Source organism: Halobacillus salinus, assembly GCF_004684905.1.
Lineage (GTDB): Bacteria > Bacillota > Bacilli > Bacillales > Halobacillaceae > Halobacillus > Halobacillus salinus.
The window spans coordinates 377504-395475 of the sequence record NZ_SRJC01000001.1; the positions used below are offsets into that span (position 1 = coordinate 377504).

The following is a 17972-nucleotide window of genomic DNA, read 5'->3' on the forward strand; positions in this document are numbered from 1 at the left end:
TATACCATTAATTGTATCACGTGGGATAAAAAAAGACCCCTCAGGAGGGGTTAGCGATAAGATTGACCTATGACCGATACATATTGATTATCCATGAATAATCCGAAACCGCTTCTCGTCCAGCTCAGTGGTGTTTGGACGACTCCGAGCTGGTCTGCGTTGTACTGTCCAATAATCCGTTGATAAGCGTCTAATTCATACACACCATCACCATCAAAATCTATCGGATAAAGTTGATTCAACCCTGATACAGAACCTTCCAAAGGCTTGATCAGAGTGCCGTCTTTTTGGTAGATGTCCGCTAAATACTGTGAGTCCCGGTTGCTTAGGTCGATAAGAAAGGAGAGGTTCAACGTCTGGTTGATGACTTCTACTTTGTATTGGTCTTTGTAAAGGACTTGGTAGTCGAACATTTCATTGAATACCTCGTAATCAAACAACAGCACCGGTTTATTGTCTAGGAAAGAATAGATATAGAAATAACCATACCCGCCACTCCCACCAGAATCGATCCGGATAAAAATATCGTCGACACCATTTCCGGTGAAGTCCCCTAGAAAAAGGCTGGGGTTGTAACCTTGGTCCGTCTTTAGTGGGACCGTGTAAAATTGATTGTTCTTCCCGTCTTGGATGACGAGAGTTATAGCTTTTGTATAGGGACTGTCAGAAGTTTTCGCACCGGTCAGGTACACGTAATCCTGGATATGATCTCCGTTCACATCCCCTTCACGAAAAGAAAGAATCGACGTTTCGTCTTGTCTGTAATTCCCATATGGATACATAAAAAACCTCCCGCTGTACTATATGTTAAAAGGGGAGAATCAGGCACAAAAAAAGAGCCGGGATACGGCTCTTTCCATATATGTGTCGAGATAGTTCTTTCGGTTCTTCCATGTGTAGAAAAACGGTCCGCTTTCCGCAGGCGTTCGGTGAGCCTCCTCGTTCCCGTTGGTCTCTGTGGGATCTCCCGCTGTACTTCGGTCCTGCAGGCGTCTACCCTTTTCTCCAACACCTTTCTAAAATAAATGTGAACCTCTTGTGCTCCTTGGCAAGAAACTATGTATTCCAAACAGATTAGCACCCTTTCAACAATATGAAAAAAGAGCCGGGGTACGGCTCTTTTTTTTCGGGTTAGTATCGGACTTATAGTCGACTGAATCCTTCTTGTTTCAAGAATTCAGCAGCTTCCTCATAAGAGTTGAACGTGCCCTCAAGCTGGTCATCAGCATAAACGGCGTACCCGTCATCTTCTCTCATAAGAACAAGCGCTTGATCGTTTTCGTTCAGCCACTCTTCCATGACTGGATCTTTCTCAGCTGGAGAAAGGCCGAGGGAGTCGATGGACTGTTGAATGATGGAACGTAAAGCCTGTGCGTTGAAAGCACGGATGTTCACCATTCCTTTATCATCTGTAGGGTAGTCCTCGATGCCCCCAGCATAGACAAAGCCGTTTCCATTAGGGTGGAGACGGTACACGACAATTTGTTTGTCGTATAAACTGTCTTCAAAGTGGAAGTTGACTCTTCCCATTGATATATCATTTCTTGTGAGTTCTTCAAACTCTTCTATAATAGCTAACTTTTCATCGAAAGATAACATACGATCCTCCTCATCACTTTTCGGTACCAAAAAAGTGTACCACAGCAGGACCTACTTTCCAAAACTCATATGCTGGTATCTTCCTCTTGCCATCTGATAAATACCATAGAGGATAAAACCGAGGGCGACAATACCGAGCAGCCATTGTCCGAACGGCTTTTGAACAATTTCTGATAAAGCCCCGTCCATACCTTTCGATTTAGATGGATCTGTCGTCCACGCCGTTTGGATGAAGAAAAAGCCGATCATTCCAAGTACGACTCCTCGTGCCATCAAGCCGATTTTACCTGAGTTTCTTGCTACTTTCTTCTCATGCTTCTCCATTTCACCTAACTGGAATTTGGACATGAACTTCTCTGTGAATCCTTCATAAAATTCTTTGATCCCATATCCAATGATAATAGCTCCGAGAATACCGATCAGGTAGCGTCCAAATGGCTGGCCGAGCAGCATAGCGGAGATTGTCTGATTCGTGTTTCCGCCTCCAGACTTCGAGTGAGAAGCAATCTGAATCGCATTAATCGCTAGTGCTGTGTAAATCAACCCACTTATAGCATAGGAGATACGGGTAATCGCTCCCTTATGGTGAGGGTTTTTAATAGCCTTGATGAATGACCAAATGATGTATCCAAAGACCCCGACGCTGATTACCCATAATATGGCTTCGCCGAAAGGAACGCTTACGACGGACTGGAACACTCCACTTGTACCGGTCGTTTTTCCTCCTACCCCGATTGCTGCCATGAAGGTTAAGATACCTACAAGAGCGTAAACCAGCCCTTTACACATGTAACCGAATCGCCCCATCCTCCTGATCCAGGGCTTGATCTCTTCTTTAGCTTTCTCTGTTGTTTGTTGCGCATTGAGTGAAGAATCCATCAGTTTCGTCTCCTTTTTTCTAAATGATAGTAAGTGTTTCCCTTTTGAGCCTATGAGGAAACAATTCTTTTGGTGAAAATGGAGGCTTCAGGTTGCAAGATAGATGCGTACATCAAGGGCTTAATATGCTATTATAGAGGGGAGAAGGAGTCATGATATGTATCTTACAGTACGTGAAACAGCAGAGTATTTAGAACTTCCAGAAGAATATATCGAACAATTGATCCGGCAGAACCGAATCCGTGTCCTGCACGATGGGGAACAGTATCTCGTGAACAAGGACCAGTTCCAACGGTACTTCGAGCAAATGGAAAAATACCGCGCCATGATCCAAGAGTACTTGAATGAACCGATTCCTGAGGACCCTGACGTTAAAGACGAAGATTAAAAAAGCAACACTCCATAAAGAGTGCTGCTTACTTTCTAGTTCCTGACTGCGATGGCCTCTACTTCAACCTTCGCTCCTTTTGGAAGCTTGCTGACTTCGACCGCTGCTCTGGCAGGATAAGGTTCACTTAAATAACTAGCATAGATATCGTTCACTTTTGCAAAGTCCTCCATGGAATCGAGGAAAATGGAGGCTTTAACTATATTTTGATAGCTCAGTCCAGCTTCTTGTAAAATAGCACCAAGATTTTTCATCACTTGATGTGTCTGCTCTTCTACATCATCAGAAACGAATTGCATAGTAGTTGGATCAAGAGGGATTTGTCCGGAAACGAAGACAAGGTTCCCTAAGTCTACTGCTTGAGAATAAGGGCCGATGGCTGCTGGTGCATCGTCGGTGGAAACAGGTTTGAACATGGGTATTCCTCCTATGTAGGTTTTCCATTATCCTACCATGACTTGTTTTACGAATAAATGAAAAGTTTATTCCCGGGGAAATGAACCGTCAATCGACAATAGAAGACTTACACGCTTGAAAGGCTGTGACGTAATGAGTGATAAAAAGCAATTAGAAGAACAAATCGAACAACTAAGGCTTCGAATGTATCAGATTTATGAAGAAAACCCTGAGGATGATCGCCTGCTTCAGGTGTCTCAAGATCTAGACGTTCTACTTAATGAATTCTCGAAAAAAGGTCCGACAACATAAATGATCGATAAGCAATGTAGCGGTTATATGCAAGCACCAGAGTCGATTTTGAAGATATGGAATCGATTTGATTCTTTCCCTATGGATACGCTTGTAAAAGTATGGAATTACGACCCACAACGTGAACTTCAGCAACGCACTGTAGAAGAAATGAGGAAGCATCGAGCGAAGTACGGAATCACAGGTAATTGCTTCGATTTAGCCCTCTGGTTATGGCAGGAGTTCCAGGAGAATGGAGTGGAAGCATCTTTGATCGGCCATGACCTTCACACGGAAGAGGCACATGTAGCTGTTGTTGCAAGTAGTAAGGAAGGTTTCGCATATTTATGTGACTTAGGAGACCAATGGCTCCAGCCGATCCTGATTGATTCGGAATCCAGAGACTTTCGTGCAGGAAGACATGGAGGCTTTTTTCCTGCTGCAGATATAGAAGTCCTGCCTTTCGAACATCACGTGAATATCTTTTACCATCGACCGAACGGAAAGCGGTCTTCCCAGAGCTATGATTTGTCTCCAGTCGACTACAAAGAATTCCTCCGAGCTGCCGAGCTATCTCAACGTACCTTCCGTTCTTCTCCGCTAATAGAATGTCGTCTCCCTTTCCGTGGTGAAGTGGCGCACTGGGAGTTGGAAGGTTGGCAGAGTCAGATCAGTACTTCAAAGGGAATCATTCATGAACCCTCTTTGCACACATTAGAGGAGTGGGGCGAGAGGGTGCATATTCGGACTGGCTATGACCGCAAGTTTTTGCAGCGAGCAATGTCTGATTATTTCTCCTGATGATGTAATCGCTTAATAATAGAGAAAAAAATGATAAAAATATAAATATTCTGAAAATGGGTTGCGCTAATGGTTGGTTGTCGCTAGAATACTCCTTACATTCTATTTTGAGAGGAGGCTCAGCGATGATCACATTTATCGCATCCATTTTATTATTAATTGTCGGCTATCTAGTATACGCAAAGGTGGTCGAACGAATTTTCGGTATAAATGATCAACAGAAAACTCCCGCTTATGCGAAAAAAGACGGCTTCGATTTCATGCCTATGAGTTGGTGGAAAGCATCCCTCATCCAGCTTCTGAATATTGCCGGTCTTGGACCCATTTTCGGTGCCGTGCTCGGTGCCCTTTATGGACCAATCGCCTTCGTATGGATCGTGATCGGTAGCATCTTTGCTGGTGCAGTCCACGATTATTTCTCTGGTATGCTTTCCCTTCGTCATAACGGAGCACAATATCCATCCCTTGTCGGTCGATACTTAGGGAAGTCTGCACAGTCTGTCATCAACGTGCTATCTATCGCACTGATGGTGCTCGTCGCTGCAGCCTTTACGGCAGGACCCGCTCAGTTGATGGCGGAAGTGACGCCACTTGGGTTCTTTACATCTATCGTTATTATCTTTGCTTATTTCTTAACGGCCACATTGCTGCCGGTAAATAAGATTATCGGAAAAATATATCCTTTGTTCGGTGCGATCCTAATCTTTATGGCAGTATCGATCGGAATCGGACTGTTCTTTTTCGATAATCCTATTCCGAACCTGACGTTCAGCAACCTTCATCCAGATAACTTGCCTGTTTGGCCAATGATGATGGTAACTATTTCATGTGGTGCCATTTCTGGATTCCATAGTACCCAGAGCCCGATACTCGCTCGTACGTTGAAAAAGGAAAGTGAAGGACGTAAGGTATTTTACGGAGCTATGATTGCAGAAGGTATTATCGCTCTGATCTGGGCAGCTGCAGGTATGGCGTTCTTTGGTGGAACTGGTGGCTTGAGTGAAGCGCTCGCTGCAGGAGGACCGGCAGGAGTCGTGAATGAAATCAGCAGCACGACACTTGGAGCATTTGGAGGAGTCCTTGCCATACTAGGTGTCATCATTCTACCGATTACCACTGGTGATACCGCGTTGCGTTCTTCTCGGATGATGCTTGCGGACTTGTTTGAAGATGTACGGAAGAAGAAATTCGAGAGCAAGTGGGCGCCGATGCTTCTAGCCATTCCAGTAGCTGTCCCTGCTTTCTTCTTAACACAGATCGATTACAGCTTCTTGTGGAGGTATGTTGGCTGGTCCAACCAAGTCGTAGCAACTGTAATGCTTTGGACTGGCGCGATGTATTTGCTTGAAAATAAGAAATTCCACTGGATTTGTAGTGTCCCAGCACTCTTCATGACTGCTGTTGTCAGCACATACATTTTCTACGCACCAGAAGGTTTGGGACTTTCTTATAACCTTTCTATGGGACTTGGAGCTGGTGTTTGGTTGTTGGTAGTAGCCTGGTTTGTTGGAAGGCTCAAACAAGCGAAGAAGACGAAACGAAACGAAGAAGTCTTGGCACAACGAAAAGTCGGATAATACCAAAGCCGCTCAGGAGATTGAGCGGCTTTTTTTATGCTGTTGAACGTGTATGAATACTAATTCTGCCACTGTAAATCGTGTATCGTGAGTTGGAAAATAGGTCGCCGTTCTGTGGGGCGGCGGTCACCGTGCATCATCAGGTGTGATCCGTGGATCCCAGAACGATTCACAAACTTTGGAGAATCCCGACAGTTTAACAAGTAAGAGAATGGAGAGACTTTGATCTTCATTCAAAAAAACGCCCTCATCATAGGGGCGTTTTAGTGATTAGTATTCAAGCGCTTGTGTTTCCACATCATATAGCGATAGCGAATTGTGCACCCGATGCAATAACCCATCAAGGCGGTTCCGGCTGCTGCCATGACCATCAGGCTGAATGCATAGCCGAGGGCTGGGATATTAACTGTGAAGAAGAAAAGAGCTGCTCCTAGACAGATTGTAGCAATCCATTGGTTGAAGCGTTGTTGCTCGGGATCTTCTGGTATATAGCTGTTTAACGGTTTTCGTAAAAATCTTTTACCGAATGAAATGACAGGGTTTTTGCGCGTTATTAGTGTGATGACTCCAATCGCAAACGGAAGAATCAACACTGCCGGTATGAACAGACCGACGACGACCGTTAAGACGATAAAAGCCTGATTTAATTGTACGAGAGGTTTTGGAATACCCAACAACATCACCATCCTTCATTCCTTATTATACATAGTGTATTACTAGGAATAAAGAAAAGTGATTGGACTTAGGCTTTTTTGTACATTGCAAAGGACAGAATTAAAGCCGCTGTAAATCCTGTAACACCAGCAACTAATCCACTTATTACACCATCGATCAAAGTCCCACCAGCTAATAACCCGATGAAAATTCCGGTAGGTAACGCCCAATTGAAAGATTTCATATCCAACCCCCATGCTTGTAATGATTATCTATTCCCTGTTTGGACGTTCTATAACTTATAAAAGTGACAGGTGTTTTCTTGTAGTTTCTTGTAGACGTAATCAAGTGGCTCGTCCTTTAACTCAGAAATTCGCTTCACTGAATCATGGATCATCATGGGGTGAGTAAGTCTACCTTCAAACTTGTTTTCGAAAGGCCACGGTCCGTCTGTTTCCACCATTAACTGTTCAAGAGGAAAGGACTCAATCACTTTTCGAATCTCTTCTTCATAGACACAGTCTGGAGTTACAGAAACCATGTATCCTTTTTCCTTCATACGTGTCTGTGTTGTCTCAGAACCTTTGAACCAGTGAAAGTGCGCACGAGTCATTTCATGTTTCTCCAGCAGGTCGCAAGCAATGTCTGCACCTTCATAAATTGCATGCAAGTTAACGGGGAGTTGAAGTTCTTTCCCTAATATAATGAAGTGCTCCAACAAATTCACGTAATCTTGAAAATCACCGTGTTGTGTATAGTAAGGCAAACCGACTTCACCGATTGCAGCAATGCTTGACCTGTTTTGGTAGATCAGTTCTGTTATATTTTGTACCTCCTCAGGAGAAGGGAGTGCTTGTTCAGGGTGGAATCCAAGAGCAGTAACCACCTTTGGGTGATCAAATGATAGATTCTTCTTGCAAGAATCGAAATCATAAGATACCGAAATCAACTTCTCGATGTTGGAGGAAGATAGATCCTCTACAATACGTTTTCGGTCTCTCTCTTCATACCAATCCAGATGAATATGCGCATCGATAACGGACCTCATAGGAGCACCTTCAATTCAGAGTGAATCGTCTGTTTCATCTTTAAAAACTCTTCCGTCAATACAATAGAAGGGTCTCGAGGTCTGGTGAAAGGGACCTTGAATTCCCGCTGCACAGTGGCAGGGCGGTCACTTAACAGAATAATCCGGTCTGAGAGGTATAGGGCTTCTTCAATGTTGTGAGTGATAAATAGAATGGAACGTTGGTGTTGCTCCCATGTATCTAGTAACCATTTCTGCATTTCGAGTCTCGTAAACTCGTCCAGCGCTGAAAAAGGTTCGTCCAAACAGATAAGAGATTGCGGACTTAGCAGACTGCGGATGAACGAAGCACGCTGCTGCATACCCCCTGACAATTCATGAGGATAGGAATGTTCGAATCCGCTGAGTCCGGCTTTTTGGATCATGGACTTTGCCGTCTTTTCTTCCATTTTTCCATGAATTTCAGCTCCTAGTACGACATTCTCTAGCAAGGTCCTCCATGGAAGGAGAGAGGGGCTTTGCGGCATATAACTTATCGCCCCTTTTTGCCCGTTGATACGCTTACCATCTAGTTGAATCATGCCGTCATCCGGCTCATACAAACCACCGATTAAGTGGAAAAGGGTACTCTTCCCACTGCCGGAGGGACCGATGATGGAGACGAATTCTTCTTCTTTGACGTCAAAGGCTAAGTCCTTCAAGACAAGGTTATCCCCGAAAGATTTATTGACGTGATCAATGTTCAGTTTAGCCACGTGCATTCTCTCCTTTCCATCGTGTTGCCCACTTCTCCAACTGTGTAATCAACAAGAAGAAGAGCAAGCTCAGCATCATGATAAAGAATATCGCAACAAAAACCCGATCGGTCCGGAACGAAGAAGAAGCGAGCGTCATGTAGACACCGATTCCTTTATTTGCACCGAGCCACTCGGAAATGACCGCTCCCATCACACTGTACGTAGCGGAAATCTTCAAGCCGGAGAAGATCGAAGGCAGTGCATAAGGCCATTCGACTTTGCGGAAGATCTGGCTTTGGGTAGCTCCAGCCATTTTCATGTAGTGGATGTATTCGTTCTTCGTTTGACGGAACCCATCCATCGTCGCTACCGCAATTGGGAAGAAGCAGACCAGTACGATGATGATCAGCTTAGGAAGAACACCGAAACCAAACCAGATGACGAGAAGGGGAGCGAGTACGATGATCGGAATATTTTGGGACAATATCAATAATGGATAGACAGCTTCTCTTACTTTCGGAATCAAGTGGAGTAGAGTCGCTACAGCCAGTCCGACGGCAGAGCCGATCGTGAATCCGGTCAGCGTGAGTCGGATGGTGGAGAACAAGTGCGGCGCATAGGCACTCCAACCCGAAATACCCTCTTGTACAATCGCTGTCGGAGCAGGGAGGAGCCATTCAGGTATCCCCATCCATCTGCTTGATAATTCCCAGAAAAGGAGTAAAAGGATGAGGACCGAAGTTGGTCTCCATCCTTTTTGAATCACATTATTCATGAGCGGTATTTCTCCGTCAGCTGATCCATTGATGCGCCTGTTGGCTGATAGAGCACTTTGATTTGAGAGATGACGTTTGTGCTTCCGCGTTCGATCATCGCTTCATTCATTCGTTCAATCAAAGAGAAGATGTCTGAGAGGTCCCCTTCGATGGTCGTTTCTAACGGGTGCACTTCATAACGTAGTCCGGATTGGTCGATGAGGGCAATGGCTTCATCGACATATGGAATTACATCTTCTCCATCTTTCGTTTTCGGGATGATTTGAATACTTACTAATGCGTTACTCATGTTTTTGTTCCTCCTTATTCTGGTAAGAATTCATTCGTAAATGCTTCTTCTGCATCTAGTTCTTGTTCTAGTAGATTGTTCTCAAGCATCCATTCCGCATAGTTGTTCCACACATCAAGTTCTTGCTGTCCCCAGCGTTCTGCATCGTCTTTATATTTCGGGGAGAGCCATTTCTGACTTGCGCGTACCAACTCTGGGTCGAGATCCGGAACCGCATCGATTAATATATCCGCCGCTTCTTCCGGTTTGTCGATGGCAAATTGGTACCCTTTTGTTGCAGCAGCCATGAATGCTTCGACGGTGTCCGGGTTTTCCTTGATCATCGCTTCATTTGTTGTTAATACCGGCGTGTAGTAATCAAGATTCTCAGAGTAATCCGTCAAATATTGCATGTTCAGCTCTTGTCCGCGAAGTTCCGCTTCGACTCCTGTCCAACCGTAATAGATCCAAGCGAAATCGATATCGCGTTCGACTGCCGTGAAGAAATCAGAGTTCCCCATGTTGACGATCTCAACTTTCTCTACGTCAGCATCTTCTTTCTTCATTAAGGAATCTAATACCGCTTTTTCAACTGGTGCTCCCCAGCCGCCGTACGTTTTTCCTTCAAAATCGGCAGGGGAAGTGATGTCCTTTTCAACCGGTGAGGCGAATCCGGAAGTGTTATGTTGGATGATCGCTCCGATGCTGACAACAGGGATGTCCTGAATCCGCGCTTCTGTCAGCGTTTCTTGGGCGCTGATTCCAAAATCCGCTTGGCCAGACGCTACAAGCTGATCGGCACCTGCCTCACCAGGAAGCATGATTTCTACATCGAGTCCTTGATCTTTGAAGTAATCTTCCGCCTGAGCGACATATAACCCGGTGTGGTTCGTGTTCGGCGTCCAGTCAAGAACAAGCTTCACTTTCTCTGTTTCTGTGGCAGCACCTTCAGAGTTTGCGCACGCTGTCAAAACCACCGCCGTAAGTAAAAATAGTAGAGCTTTCTTCATGTGAGTCCCTCCAGAATAGATTTTTCGTTTATGTGATGGAGGCGGGAGGGGTACCTGAAATACAAAAAAGCACCCCGGGTACCATACCTAGGGTGCTTGAATATCATGAACGAAATTATAGTCGTATCAGATGTTCCCTACGCTGGTCTAAACCAGATCAGGTTCTAAGGGTCAGTATCAATCAAAGGATACAATCTCAACCAGCTACACTGGTCCCCCTACATATAACCTATTCCATTGTATAAACGAATCTTTATCCATACTTTGACACAGTTTAATAGATTTATCAAGCCCAAGTAAGTCAATATAAAAAAGATCCTGGCACGTGTTTGTGCATCCAGGATCTCTCCATTAATGTCGTTTACTAAGCCAAAGCACACCGGATTTCGCAAGTCTCGGTAGTACACCAGTCATCGGCTTTTGAAGCATGTTGCCGAACCCATCGTTCTTTCCGAGTGATCCAAGTGCACCTTTTAACTTCACTTCTCCTGGTGCTTCTGGTACTCGGTCGTTCAGCACTGCAGCTAATATGTCTGCAATTTTTTCACCTTGCTGGCCAGCGAGTTGGGCACTTGGGGAATGTTCAGAAGATGCGCAGTCTCCGACGACATACACATTTTGCTGACTCGGGACTTGATAAAAGTCGTTGACCATCACTTTTTCTTGGGAATCTTTTTCGAAAGGGAGTTCACGTACTAAATAGTTCGGGCGTACGCCTGCAGTCCAGACCGTTACGTCATTCATGTAACAAATCCCATTGTTACAAACGCCGTCTTTTTCCACGTACTCGACGTTTGCTCCGTGGATGACTTCGACACCGTTTTTATGAAACCATTTCTCGACATAGTTCTGAATCTTGGAGTCGAAAGCTTTCAATACGGTCTCGCCTCGGTCAAGCAAGCGGATGTTCAAGTCAGCTCTGCTTTCACGTACTTCCGATGCAACCTCGATTCCACTAAGGCCTGCGCCGACAACCGTAACATTTTTGTACGCTCCCAGGTTTCCAATGCGATACCCTGCACGTCTGGCAGCGGAGAAGGTTTGGACGCTCTCTGTAAATTGAGATGCTCCTTCAATCCCATGATAGTTGTCTTCGCATCCAAGTCCAATGACCAAATAGTCATAGGAAAGGCTGTCCTCTTTCCCTCTTAACACAATGCTTTCGCTGTCCGTATCGATCTTTTCGATTTCATCAAATACATATTCGACCTGCTCATGAGTCGGGAAGTCAACACGTGAATGTCTGTCTGACTCCGTTCCTGCAGCAATGGTATAAAATTCTGTCTTTAAGGAATGGTACGGATTTCGATCAACGACAGTAATTTGTACATCATCCGGCACCTCTTCAAGCAAACCGTTCAAGATGTTGATGCCGCCGTATCCACCACCTAAAATCACTAGCTTCCTCATCCCTGCACACCACCTTCTTCAAATTCCAATCTAGTTGCAATTCATCGTAAACGCTTACGGATTCTCTCAAGTTTAGATTACCAAAAAATACACTTAAAAACTACAAGAACTGAGCATTTCTTCACAGAAGTTTTCTCTTGATGAAACATTATTGAGTAGAATTCGTATGGATAAATGGAGGTGACGTGTTGAAAGAGAAGAACTTCGTCTTATATGATGTGATCTTTTATTTAGTGTTCCCTATTGCTTTATGGCATCTGTTGCGTGATCCGATAGGGGATTATTATGCGATGCTTCTATCATCTGTGCCAGGAATCATTTATACGATTTACCGCTTCTTAGCATTGAAGAAAGTTAATCTATTCGGGATTTATATGATTACAACCTTAGTGGTCGGTACGCTCGTCGATGTGCTGTCCGGGTCTGCTATCAGGTTGTTATGGAACAATGTCATCTATGCCTATATATTAGGGGCGTTCTTTTTGCTGACTATTATCATCAAGCGTCCAATCGCGCTTTATTTTGCGCTTGATTTCAGTGAGATGCAAGGATATGACCGGAAGTTTTCCAAACGCCTTTTTTACAAAAAGAAGCTGCTACATCTATTCAATTGGATTGTTGTCGGATTTGCCCTGCAGGATATCCTATTAGCGAGTGTGAAGGTTTGGTTGATTCAAAAGTATGGAGTCGAAGCGTTTGATGAAGGACTGATCCTTAGACAAATATTGAACTGGGGGCTGACAATCCCGATTATTGGAGGATTCTTTTATATCGGTAAGGTGATTCAACAATCTCCTGAACTCATTGAGGAAGTTGAAAATGAGATGAAAGAGGCTTGAATTCTTTGGAATCTGGTTAGAAAATGGTAAAGAGACTCCATAAGCGGAAAGAAGGAAAAACAATGCAACAAATCCATAGCAACATCCTACAGTTTAGAGGAACTCACTATGATTTTGGATATATGCAGGGAGAAGAGCTACGTGATTCTCTAACAGTCAAGAACCGGGAGAAGCAATGGCGCGTCCGTAAGCCCCGTTTTACTGTAGAGGAACAGGAAGTGAAGGATTCTATAACTCGTTTCGCCCCAGGTGTATGGGACGAACTGCTAGGTCTAAGAGACGCACTCGACTGGCCGATGGAACGGGTAATGATGGAGTTTGGTGGATACCGTATCGATTATAAGCGGTCGGGGTGTTCAATCATGACGGGAGAAGGCTATATGATCCGAAATTATGATTATATGCCGAAGACTTACGAAGGGCGATACAGCCTATTTCAACCGACTGATCAAGGGTACGCCATCATCGGACCGACACAGCGAATCACCGGACGAATGGACGGCATGAATGAAAAGGGGCTCGTGATGGGCTATAACTTCATGCACCGCAAACGCCCCGGCGACGGTTTCATCTGTTGTATGATCGGAAGAATGATATTAGAGGCCTGCGCAAACGTCGAGGAAGCAGTCGAAATGTTGAAGGATATTCCACATCGCCACTCCTTCAGTTATACGGTCTTTGATAACAGTGGCAAGACGTATGTCGTAGAAGCGTCCCCACGTGGAGTAGAAGTCCGGGAATCCGACGTTTGCACAAACCATTTTGAAATTTTGACAAAAGAGAACCGTCATCACTTAGTCGATTCAATGAAACGAATGGATGCCATTAAGAGTAATCGACCGTCTATCGAAAGCGCATATGATGCATTTCGCATGATGAACGATACGGACAAGGGTGTTTTCTCTAAACTATATAGCAACTGGGCCGGCACCATCCACACAGCAGGTTATCTGCCAAAAGAAATGAAAGCCTTGTTTGCACTAGGTGGTGACCAAGAGCCTGTCGAATTCGACTTCAGCAAGTGGCTGGCAGGGGAAGATCTCACAGAAGCACGGATAAATGGGGAAGTGGATACCGAGATTCCATTCGCTCATATGAGCGATCAAGCTTATTGGTCTGGCAAAAAGTAATTTGTGGTACACTACGGAGTAGATTCAGATTTTTGGGAGGTCAATCATGGAAGATTTATTACAAATGAAAGATAAAAATATCGTGGTGATGGGGGTCGCGAACAAACGGAGCCTGGCGTGGGGTGTGGCACAGTCCCTTCACCAAGCAGGAGCTAATCTCATCTTTACATATCGAAAGGATCGCTCACTGAAAAAATTGGAGCAGCTTCTTGAAGAGTTCCAAATCGAAGCGAAGGAAGTGGTCCAATGTGACGTGAATGAAGACGAAAGCATTCAGCAGGCATTCCAGCAAATCGGCGAGGCAAACCCGGTGATCCATGGAGTTGTCCACTCAATTGCATTTGCTCATGCAGAAGATCTGAAAGGGGACTTCTTGGACACGTCTAGAAGTGGTTTCTCCTTTGCTCAAGACACGAGTGCCTACTCCTTGGTAGCAGTTGCGAAAGCTGCAAAACCTTTTATGACAGAAGGTGGATCGTTTATTGCGATGAGTTACCTCGGAGCAGAGCGCGTTGTAGAAGGGTACAACGTGATGGGAGTTGCAAAAGCATCGCTAGAAGCATCCGTCCGTTACTTGGCAGCAGACCTTGGTAAGCATGACATCCGCGTTAATGCTATCTCTGCTGGTGCTATCCGGACGCTTGCTGCCAAAGGTGTACCTTCCTTTAACGAGATTTTGCGTAAGATTGAAGAGACGTCACCTCTTCGCCGCAATGTAACCAAAGAAGAAGTCGGCGACATGACGCTTGCGATGATGAGTCACCTGTCTAGAGGTGTCACAGGTGAAATCGTCTATGTCGATTCAGGCTATAACATCCTTGGGTAATGAAAATCCACATCCTAGGACCTGTAGGGAGTGGTAAAACAACGCTTGGAAGAACACTTTCTAAGAGAAGCAAGTGTTGTCACATTGAGCTTGATAATGTGATGTGGGAAAGGCGGAAGGACGGCGACCGGAGACGGTCAGAGTCAGAGAGGGTTGAATACCTCATCCAGACGTTCCAACAATATCCTTCGTGGATTGTCGAAGGTGTCCACTTAAACGATTGGATGAAAGGGAGTTTGGAAAGGGCAGACCACATTGTATGGTTAGAGCCACCGCTAGCCTTTCGGATTTACAGAGTGATCCGCCGATATCTCAGACAGCTCCTTGGAAGAGAGTCCTCCAATTACCGACCTTCGCTCCGCATGTTGAGAGATATGATTCGTTGGAGCTTTACGTATCAAAACGAGGAGCGGCACAGGTTTCACCAAGAGTTACAGGCGTATGAGGACAAAGTATATAAGCTTCATAGTGACAAAGATGTACACCACTATATAAGTGAACTGCGAAGCCCAGGTTGAACCCTGGGCTTTTTTTAGTACCCAGATTCTGTATTGAAAACGTTTCATACTTTCGAATTAGGGAACCTTAAAAAAAGAGCGCGATATTACACGAACGGAGGAATCGACTATGCAAAAACAACAAACTATCATCGAAGAATCACTCAAAGCCCTAATGGAAGATGATACATTTCTACCAGATCTACAAGCACAAACGAGAGAACAGGCTTTCAAATCGCTGGTCGCCCTGTTGTCGACGCCGAACCACATACATAAATCGTTCCTCAGGATTACATTAGAGAACGGTCGTATTGTTCGGATTCCGTCATTCCGTATCCAACATAGTGATACGGTCGGACCTTACAAAGGTGGTATTCGTTTTCACGAATCTGTTAACGAAGAAGAGGTCGCTAATCTAGCGAAATTGATGACATTGAAGAATGCGCTTCATGAACTTCCTTTTGGAGGGGGAAAAGGTGGCGTGGTCATCAATCCGAAAGAATACAGCGTGAAAGAACTCAATTTAATTTGTAAGCAATACGTGCAATATTTTAATGATATTCTGGGGCCGGACAAGGATATCCCAGCTCCTGATGTCGGTACAGGGGAAAGGGAAATGGACTGGATGATGGGAGAGTATAAGAGCACTCATCCAGGAAAGCCGTATCGAAACAGCTTCACTGGTAAGAGTATTCTGAACGGAGGTTCTCTAGGGCGTCGTGAAGCCACCGGTAAAGGGGTTTATTACACCTTCCGCTATATGATGCACAATTTTGTCCAAGAGAACAAGAAGTGGTTGAGGGACTCAGATAACCGCTTCGCTCATACCGCTCTCGATCATGCGGATAAAAAGCTGAAAATGGCAGTCCAAGGTTTCGGGAACCTGGGATCTGTCGCAGCACTCGAAGCCTTTCAATGTAATTATCTACAAAATAAAATCGTAGCCGTCAGTGACCATAATGTCATGTTATATAATGATGACGGGTTGGACATCCAAGGACTTGTCAAGTTCACAAAAGACAATGATGGGGACCTTCCAACGGATAAAAGTCAGTTGGAAGAGCATGAGATAAAAGCGGAAATCAAAGAACGGGACGATCTCTTGGAACTGGACGTAGACGTTCTTTTATTAGCAGCACTCGAAGATCAAATTCATGAAGATAACATGGAAGATATTCAAGCCCGTATCATCATAGAGGGTGCGAATGGACCGATCACCGAAGGAGCAGACAAATACCTTGCTGATAAAGGGGTGCTGATCGTTCCAGATATTCTAGCCAACGCCGGTGGTGTTATCGTATCTTACTATGAATGGGTACAAGGCCGTGAAGCTCAGTTCATGACGGAGGATGAAGTGTACAAACGTCTTTTCGATAAAATGAAAACGACTATGGATACGATTCTTCCACAATTCTTCGGCGACCCATTCCCACTACGTCAGAACAGTTACATTCACTCTGTGAAAAAACTGTCGACCATCATGTATCGTCAAGGTAAACTATATTAAAGAAAAAATAGACGGCTGCTCACGGCAGCCGTCTATTTTTTTCTTCTATATTCTTGGTATTATCTATGACAATTCTGAGATGTTTAGGATAAGTGTGATCCTTTTGCCATTCCAGTCGGTCGTTTGCTATAGCTAGCAATCCGCCAACAAAAGGAATAAGGACTATGATGGAAAAGAATTCTAAAAACATATAATGTCCTCCTTAACTACATGTTACTTAATACCCTGTTTTTGTAGTGAAGGAACAACTTTGAGGTGATGTTTTCAATAATGGGGACTTTGTTCAAAAGAAACTACTTTCGTTTTGGCCAACTATTGATGAATTTTTTGCTAAGGGGATCGGTTTTGTAGCGGTTAACCATTCAGAAGTTACAAGCATATGTTTTTCTGCCAATATGCATAAAGAAGGGCATGCGGTGTATGTGGAAACGGTCGAACAATATAGAAGTAAGAACTTAGCCCAGAAATTAGCGCACACATACGTCAGGAATTGTTTTACTAATCTATTTGTTCCTTACTTGGATTTCAGAGAAGAGAACCATCCATCCGTGGCGATTGCTGAGTACTTAGGATGCACCACTGTCTTTGCATACAACAGTTACATGTTACCTATTCACAAAAAGAGCAACGCCATATGACGTTGCTCTTTTTGTATGTTCATCTATAGTATAGCATACCATTTATAGGAATTTGAGTCTGTTATTGTTGTTAATAACTGGTAAGATGAGCAGTGCAAAGAAAAAGAGGAGGATGTTACATGATTGATTATCGGATCGTTTCGCTAGAGGGCTATGATTCTAAAATAGGAGAACTCGTTTCTATGCTTGAGCACACTCGAGCGGTGACTCTGGAGGAACTGGATGGGCTGTCTATAGAAGAACTGGATTATGTACCAGATCACCATGGCAACTCCATAGGTGCGTTGCTTGTACATATCGCCGCAATAGAATTTGTACATAGAGTCATCTCTTTTGATAAGAGAGACTTGAGTCCTAGCGAGTGGGAGGAGTGGAAAGCAGCTCTACAGCTCGGAGAGGAAGCAAGGTCTATTATCAAAGGTCAACCACTATCTTACCACCTCGATATTCTATCGTCTGTACGACAAGAAACTCTGAAATCCTTGCAGTCTAAGGAAGATAATTGGTTGAAGGAGGAAGCAAAGTGGGACAACGGTACCTCTTACAACAATCATTATTTATGGTTTCATGTTATGGAGGATGAGATGAACCACCGGGGCCAGATCCGTTCCGTCAAACGGCAACTAGCGGAGGTTAGACTGTAGGTGGATGGGACGTGTTTGGAGGACGCTCTCTTCCCTTTTGCTGTGAAAAGGAGAGAGAAAGGGAAGAGAGGAAGGCGC

General features: G+C 44.5%; 23 protein-coding genes, 1 pseudogene and 1 riboswitch. Of the genes and pseudogenes, 11 read left to right on the forward strand and 13 right to left on the reverse strand.

Going from position 1 to position 17972, the window contains the following annotated elements; genetic code table 11:
* Positions 1–50 precede the first annotated feature (50 nt).
* The 3 genes from E4663_RS02180 to E4663_RS02190 form a co-directional block, all read right to left on the reverse strand.
* Positions 51–782, reverse strand: coding sequence for a VCBS repeat-containing protein (locus tag E4663_RS02180; protein WP_135326541.1), 732 nt, complete (start codon positions 780–782; stop codon positions 51–53).
* A 361-nt stretch (positions 783–1143) separates the two neighbouring features.
* Positions 1144–1599, reverse strand: coding sequence for a hypothetical protein (locus E4663_RS02185; RefSeq protein ID WP_135326542.1), 456 nt, complete (start codon positions 1597–1599; stop codon positions 1144–1146).
* Between the two features lie 51 nt (positions 1600–1650).
* Positions 1651–2478, reverse strand: a complete 828-nt coding sequence (locus E4663_RS02190; protein ID WP_135326543.1) for a DUF1206 domain-containing protein — start codon at positions 2476–2478, stop codon at positions 1651–1653.
* A gap of 157 nt (positions 2479–2635) precedes the next feature.
* Here E4663_RS02190 and E4663_RS02195 point away from each other — a divergent pair, with 157 nt between their 5' ends.
* Complete coding sequence (locus E4663_RS02195) at positions 2636–2866, forward strand: excisionase family DNA-binding protein (protein WP_079479198.1); 231 nt, start codon at positions 2636–2638, stop codon at positions 2864–2866.
* Positions 2867–2901: 35 nt separating this feature from the next.
* Here E4663_RS02195 and E4663_RS02200 read toward each other — a convergent pair whose 3' ends face one another.
* Positions 2902–3282: a RidA family protein gene (locus tag E4663_RS02200; protein ID WP_079479199.1), complete on the reverse strand. Its 381-nt coding sequence runs from the start codon at positions 3280–3282 to the stop codon at positions 2902–2904.
* A gap of 133 nt (positions 3283–3415) precedes the next feature.
* On the opposite strand from E4663_RS02200, the gene E4663_RS02205 reads away from it, so the two are divergent.
* From E4663_RS02205 to E4663_RS02215, 3 genes are all read left to right on the forward strand, one after another.
* A complete protein-coding gene (locus E4663_RS02205; RefSeq protein ID WP_079480856.1) occupies positions 3416–3574 on the forward strand; it encodes an aspartyl-phosphate phosphatase Spo0E family protein in 159 nt (52 codons plus the stop codon).
* Positions 3575–4354 carry a hypothetical protein gene (locus E4663_RS02210; protein ID WP_241657092.1) on the forward strand — a complete coding sequence of 260 codons (780 nt, stop codon included), beginning with the start codon at positions 3575–3577 and terminating at the stop codon, positions 4352–4354.
* A gap of 125 nt (positions 4355–4479) precedes the next feature.
* Positions 4480–5931, forward strand: a complete 1452-nt coding sequence (locus E4663_RS02215; RefSeq protein ID WP_135326544.1) for a carbon starvation CstA family protein — start codon at positions 4480–4482, stop codon at positions 5929–5931.
* A 263-nt stretch (positions 5932–6194) separates the two neighbouring features.
* On the opposite strand, the gene E4663_RS02220 is transcribed toward E4663_RS02215, so the two are convergent.
* The 8 genes from E4663_RS02220 to E4663_RS02250 all read right to left on the reverse strand — a co-directional run bounded on the left by E4663_RS02220 (position 6195) and on the right by E4663_RS02250 (position 11813).
* Positions 6195–6605 carry a DUF4395 domain-containing protein gene (locus tag E4663_RS02220; RefSeq protein WP_135326545.1) on the reverse strand — a complete coding sequence of 137 codons (411 nt, stop codon included), beginning with the start codon at positions 6603–6605 and terminating at the stop codon, positions 6195–6197.
* A gap of 68 nt (positions 6606–6673) precedes the next feature.
* Positions 6674–6829, reverse strand: coding sequence for a hypothetical protein (locus E4663_RS19710; RefSeq protein WP_158290405.1), 156 nt, complete (start codon positions 6827–6829; stop codon positions 6674–6676).
* Between the two features lie 48 nt (positions 6830–6877).
* Positions 6878–7633 carry a TatD family hydrolase gene (locus tag E4663_RS02225; RefSeq protein WP_135326546.1) on the reverse strand — a complete coding sequence of 252 codons (756 nt, stop codon included), beginning with the start codon at positions 7631–7633 and terminating at the stop codon, positions 6878–6880.
* Complete coding sequence (locus tag E4663_RS02230) at positions 7630–8367, reverse strand: ABC transporter ATP-binding protein (RefSeq protein WP_135326547.1); 738 nt, start codon at positions 8365–8367, stop codon at positions 7630–7632. Before E4663_RS02230 ends, E4663_RS02225 begins: the two co-directional genes overlap by 4 nt.
* Positions 8360–9124 carry an ABC transporter permease gene (locus tag E4663_RS02235; protein ID WP_135326548.1) on the reverse strand — a complete coding sequence of 255 codons (765 nt, stop codon included), beginning with the start codon at positions 9122–9124 and terminating at the stop codon, positions 8360–8362. The genes E4663_RS02230 and E4663_RS02235 overlap by 8 nt, the downstream gene beginning before the upstream one ends.
* Complete coding sequence (locus E4663_RS02240) at positions 9121–9414, reverse strand: thiamine-binding protein (protein ID WP_135326549.1); 294 nt, start codon at positions 9412–9414, stop codon at positions 9121–9123. Before E4663_RS02240 ends, E4663_RS02235 begins: the two co-directional genes overlap by 4 nt.
* Before the next feature lie 14 nt (positions 9415–9428).
* Positions 9429–10403 (reverse strand): ABC transporter substrate-binding protein, encoded by a 975-nt coding sequence (locus tag E4663_RS02245; protein WP_135326550.1) that lies wholly within the window; start codon positions 10401–10403, stop codon positions 9429–9431.
* A 117-nt stretch (positions 10404–10520) separates the two neighbouring features.
* Positions 10521–10633, reverse strand: a riboswitch (TPP riboswitch).
* Positions 10634–10754: 121 nt separating this feature from the next.
* Positions 10755–11813 (reverse strand): NAD(P)/FAD-dependent oxidoreductase, encoded by a 1059-nt coding sequence (locus E4663_RS02250; RefSeq protein ID WP_135326551.1) that lies wholly within the window; start codon positions 11811–11813, stop codon positions 10755–10757.
* Between the two features lie 188 nt (positions 11814–12001).
* On the opposite strand from E4663_RS02250, the gene E4663_RS02255 reads away from it, so the two are divergent.
* From E4663_RS02255 to E4663_RS02275, 5 genes are all read left to right on the forward strand, one after another.
* On the forward strand, positions 12002–12652 hold the full coding sequence (locus E4663_RS02255) for a VC0807 family protein (RefSeq protein WP_135326552.1): 651 nt from the start codon (positions 12002–12004) through the stop codon (positions 12650–12652).
* Between the two features lie 62 nt (positions 12653–12714).
* On the forward strand, positions 12715–13782 hold the full coding sequence (locus E4663_RS02260) for a C45 family autoproteolytic acyltransferase/hydrolase (RefSeq protein WP_135326553.1): 1068 nt from the start codon (positions 12715–12717) through the stop codon (positions 13780–13782).
* A gap of 46 nt (positions 13783–13828) precedes the next feature.
* Positions 13829–14608 (forward strand): enoyl-ACP reductase FabI, encoded by a 780-nt coding sequence (fabI, locus tag E4663_RS02265; protein ID WP_135326554.1) that lies wholly within the window; start codon positions 13829–13831, stop codon positions 14606–14608.
* Entirely contained in the window at positions 14608–15126 is a 519-nt protein-coding gene (locus E4663_RS02270) for an ATP-binding cassette domain-containing protein (RefSeq protein WP_135326555.1), read from the forward strand. The genes fabI and E4663_RS02270 overlap by 1 nt, the downstream gene beginning before the upstream one ends.
* A gap of 109 nt (positions 15127–15235) precedes the next feature.
* Complete coding sequence (locus E4663_RS02275; protein ID WP_135326556.1) at positions 15236–16612, forward strand: Glu/Leu/Phe/Val family dehydrogenase; 1377 nt, start codon at positions 15236–15238, stop codon at positions 16610–16612.
* A gap of 19 nt (positions 16613–16631) precedes the next feature.
* Here E4663_RS02275 and E4663_RS19715 read toward each other — a convergent pair whose 3' ends face one another.
* Positions 16632–16802 (reverse strand): hypothetical protein, encoded by a 171-nt coding sequence (locus E4663_RS19715; RefSeq protein WP_158290406.1) that lies wholly within the window; start codon positions 16800–16802, stop codon positions 16632–16634.
* 100 nt (positions 16803–16902) lie between these two features.
* Here E4663_RS19715 and E4663_RS20345 point away from each other — a divergent pair.
* Together E4663_RS20345 and E4663_RS02285 are read left to right on the forward strand one after the other, a co-directional pair.
* Positions 16903–17250 (forward strand): annotated as a pseudogene (locus E4663_RS20345) (GNAT family N-acetyltransferase); the annotation flags it as partial.
* A gap of 119 nt (positions 17251–17369) precedes the next feature.
* A complete protein-coding gene (locus E4663_RS02285; RefSeq protein WP_135326557.1) occupies positions 17370–17894 on the forward strand; it encodes a DinB family protein in 525 nt (174 codons plus the stop codon).
* Positions 17895–17972: the final 78 nt, after the last annotated feature.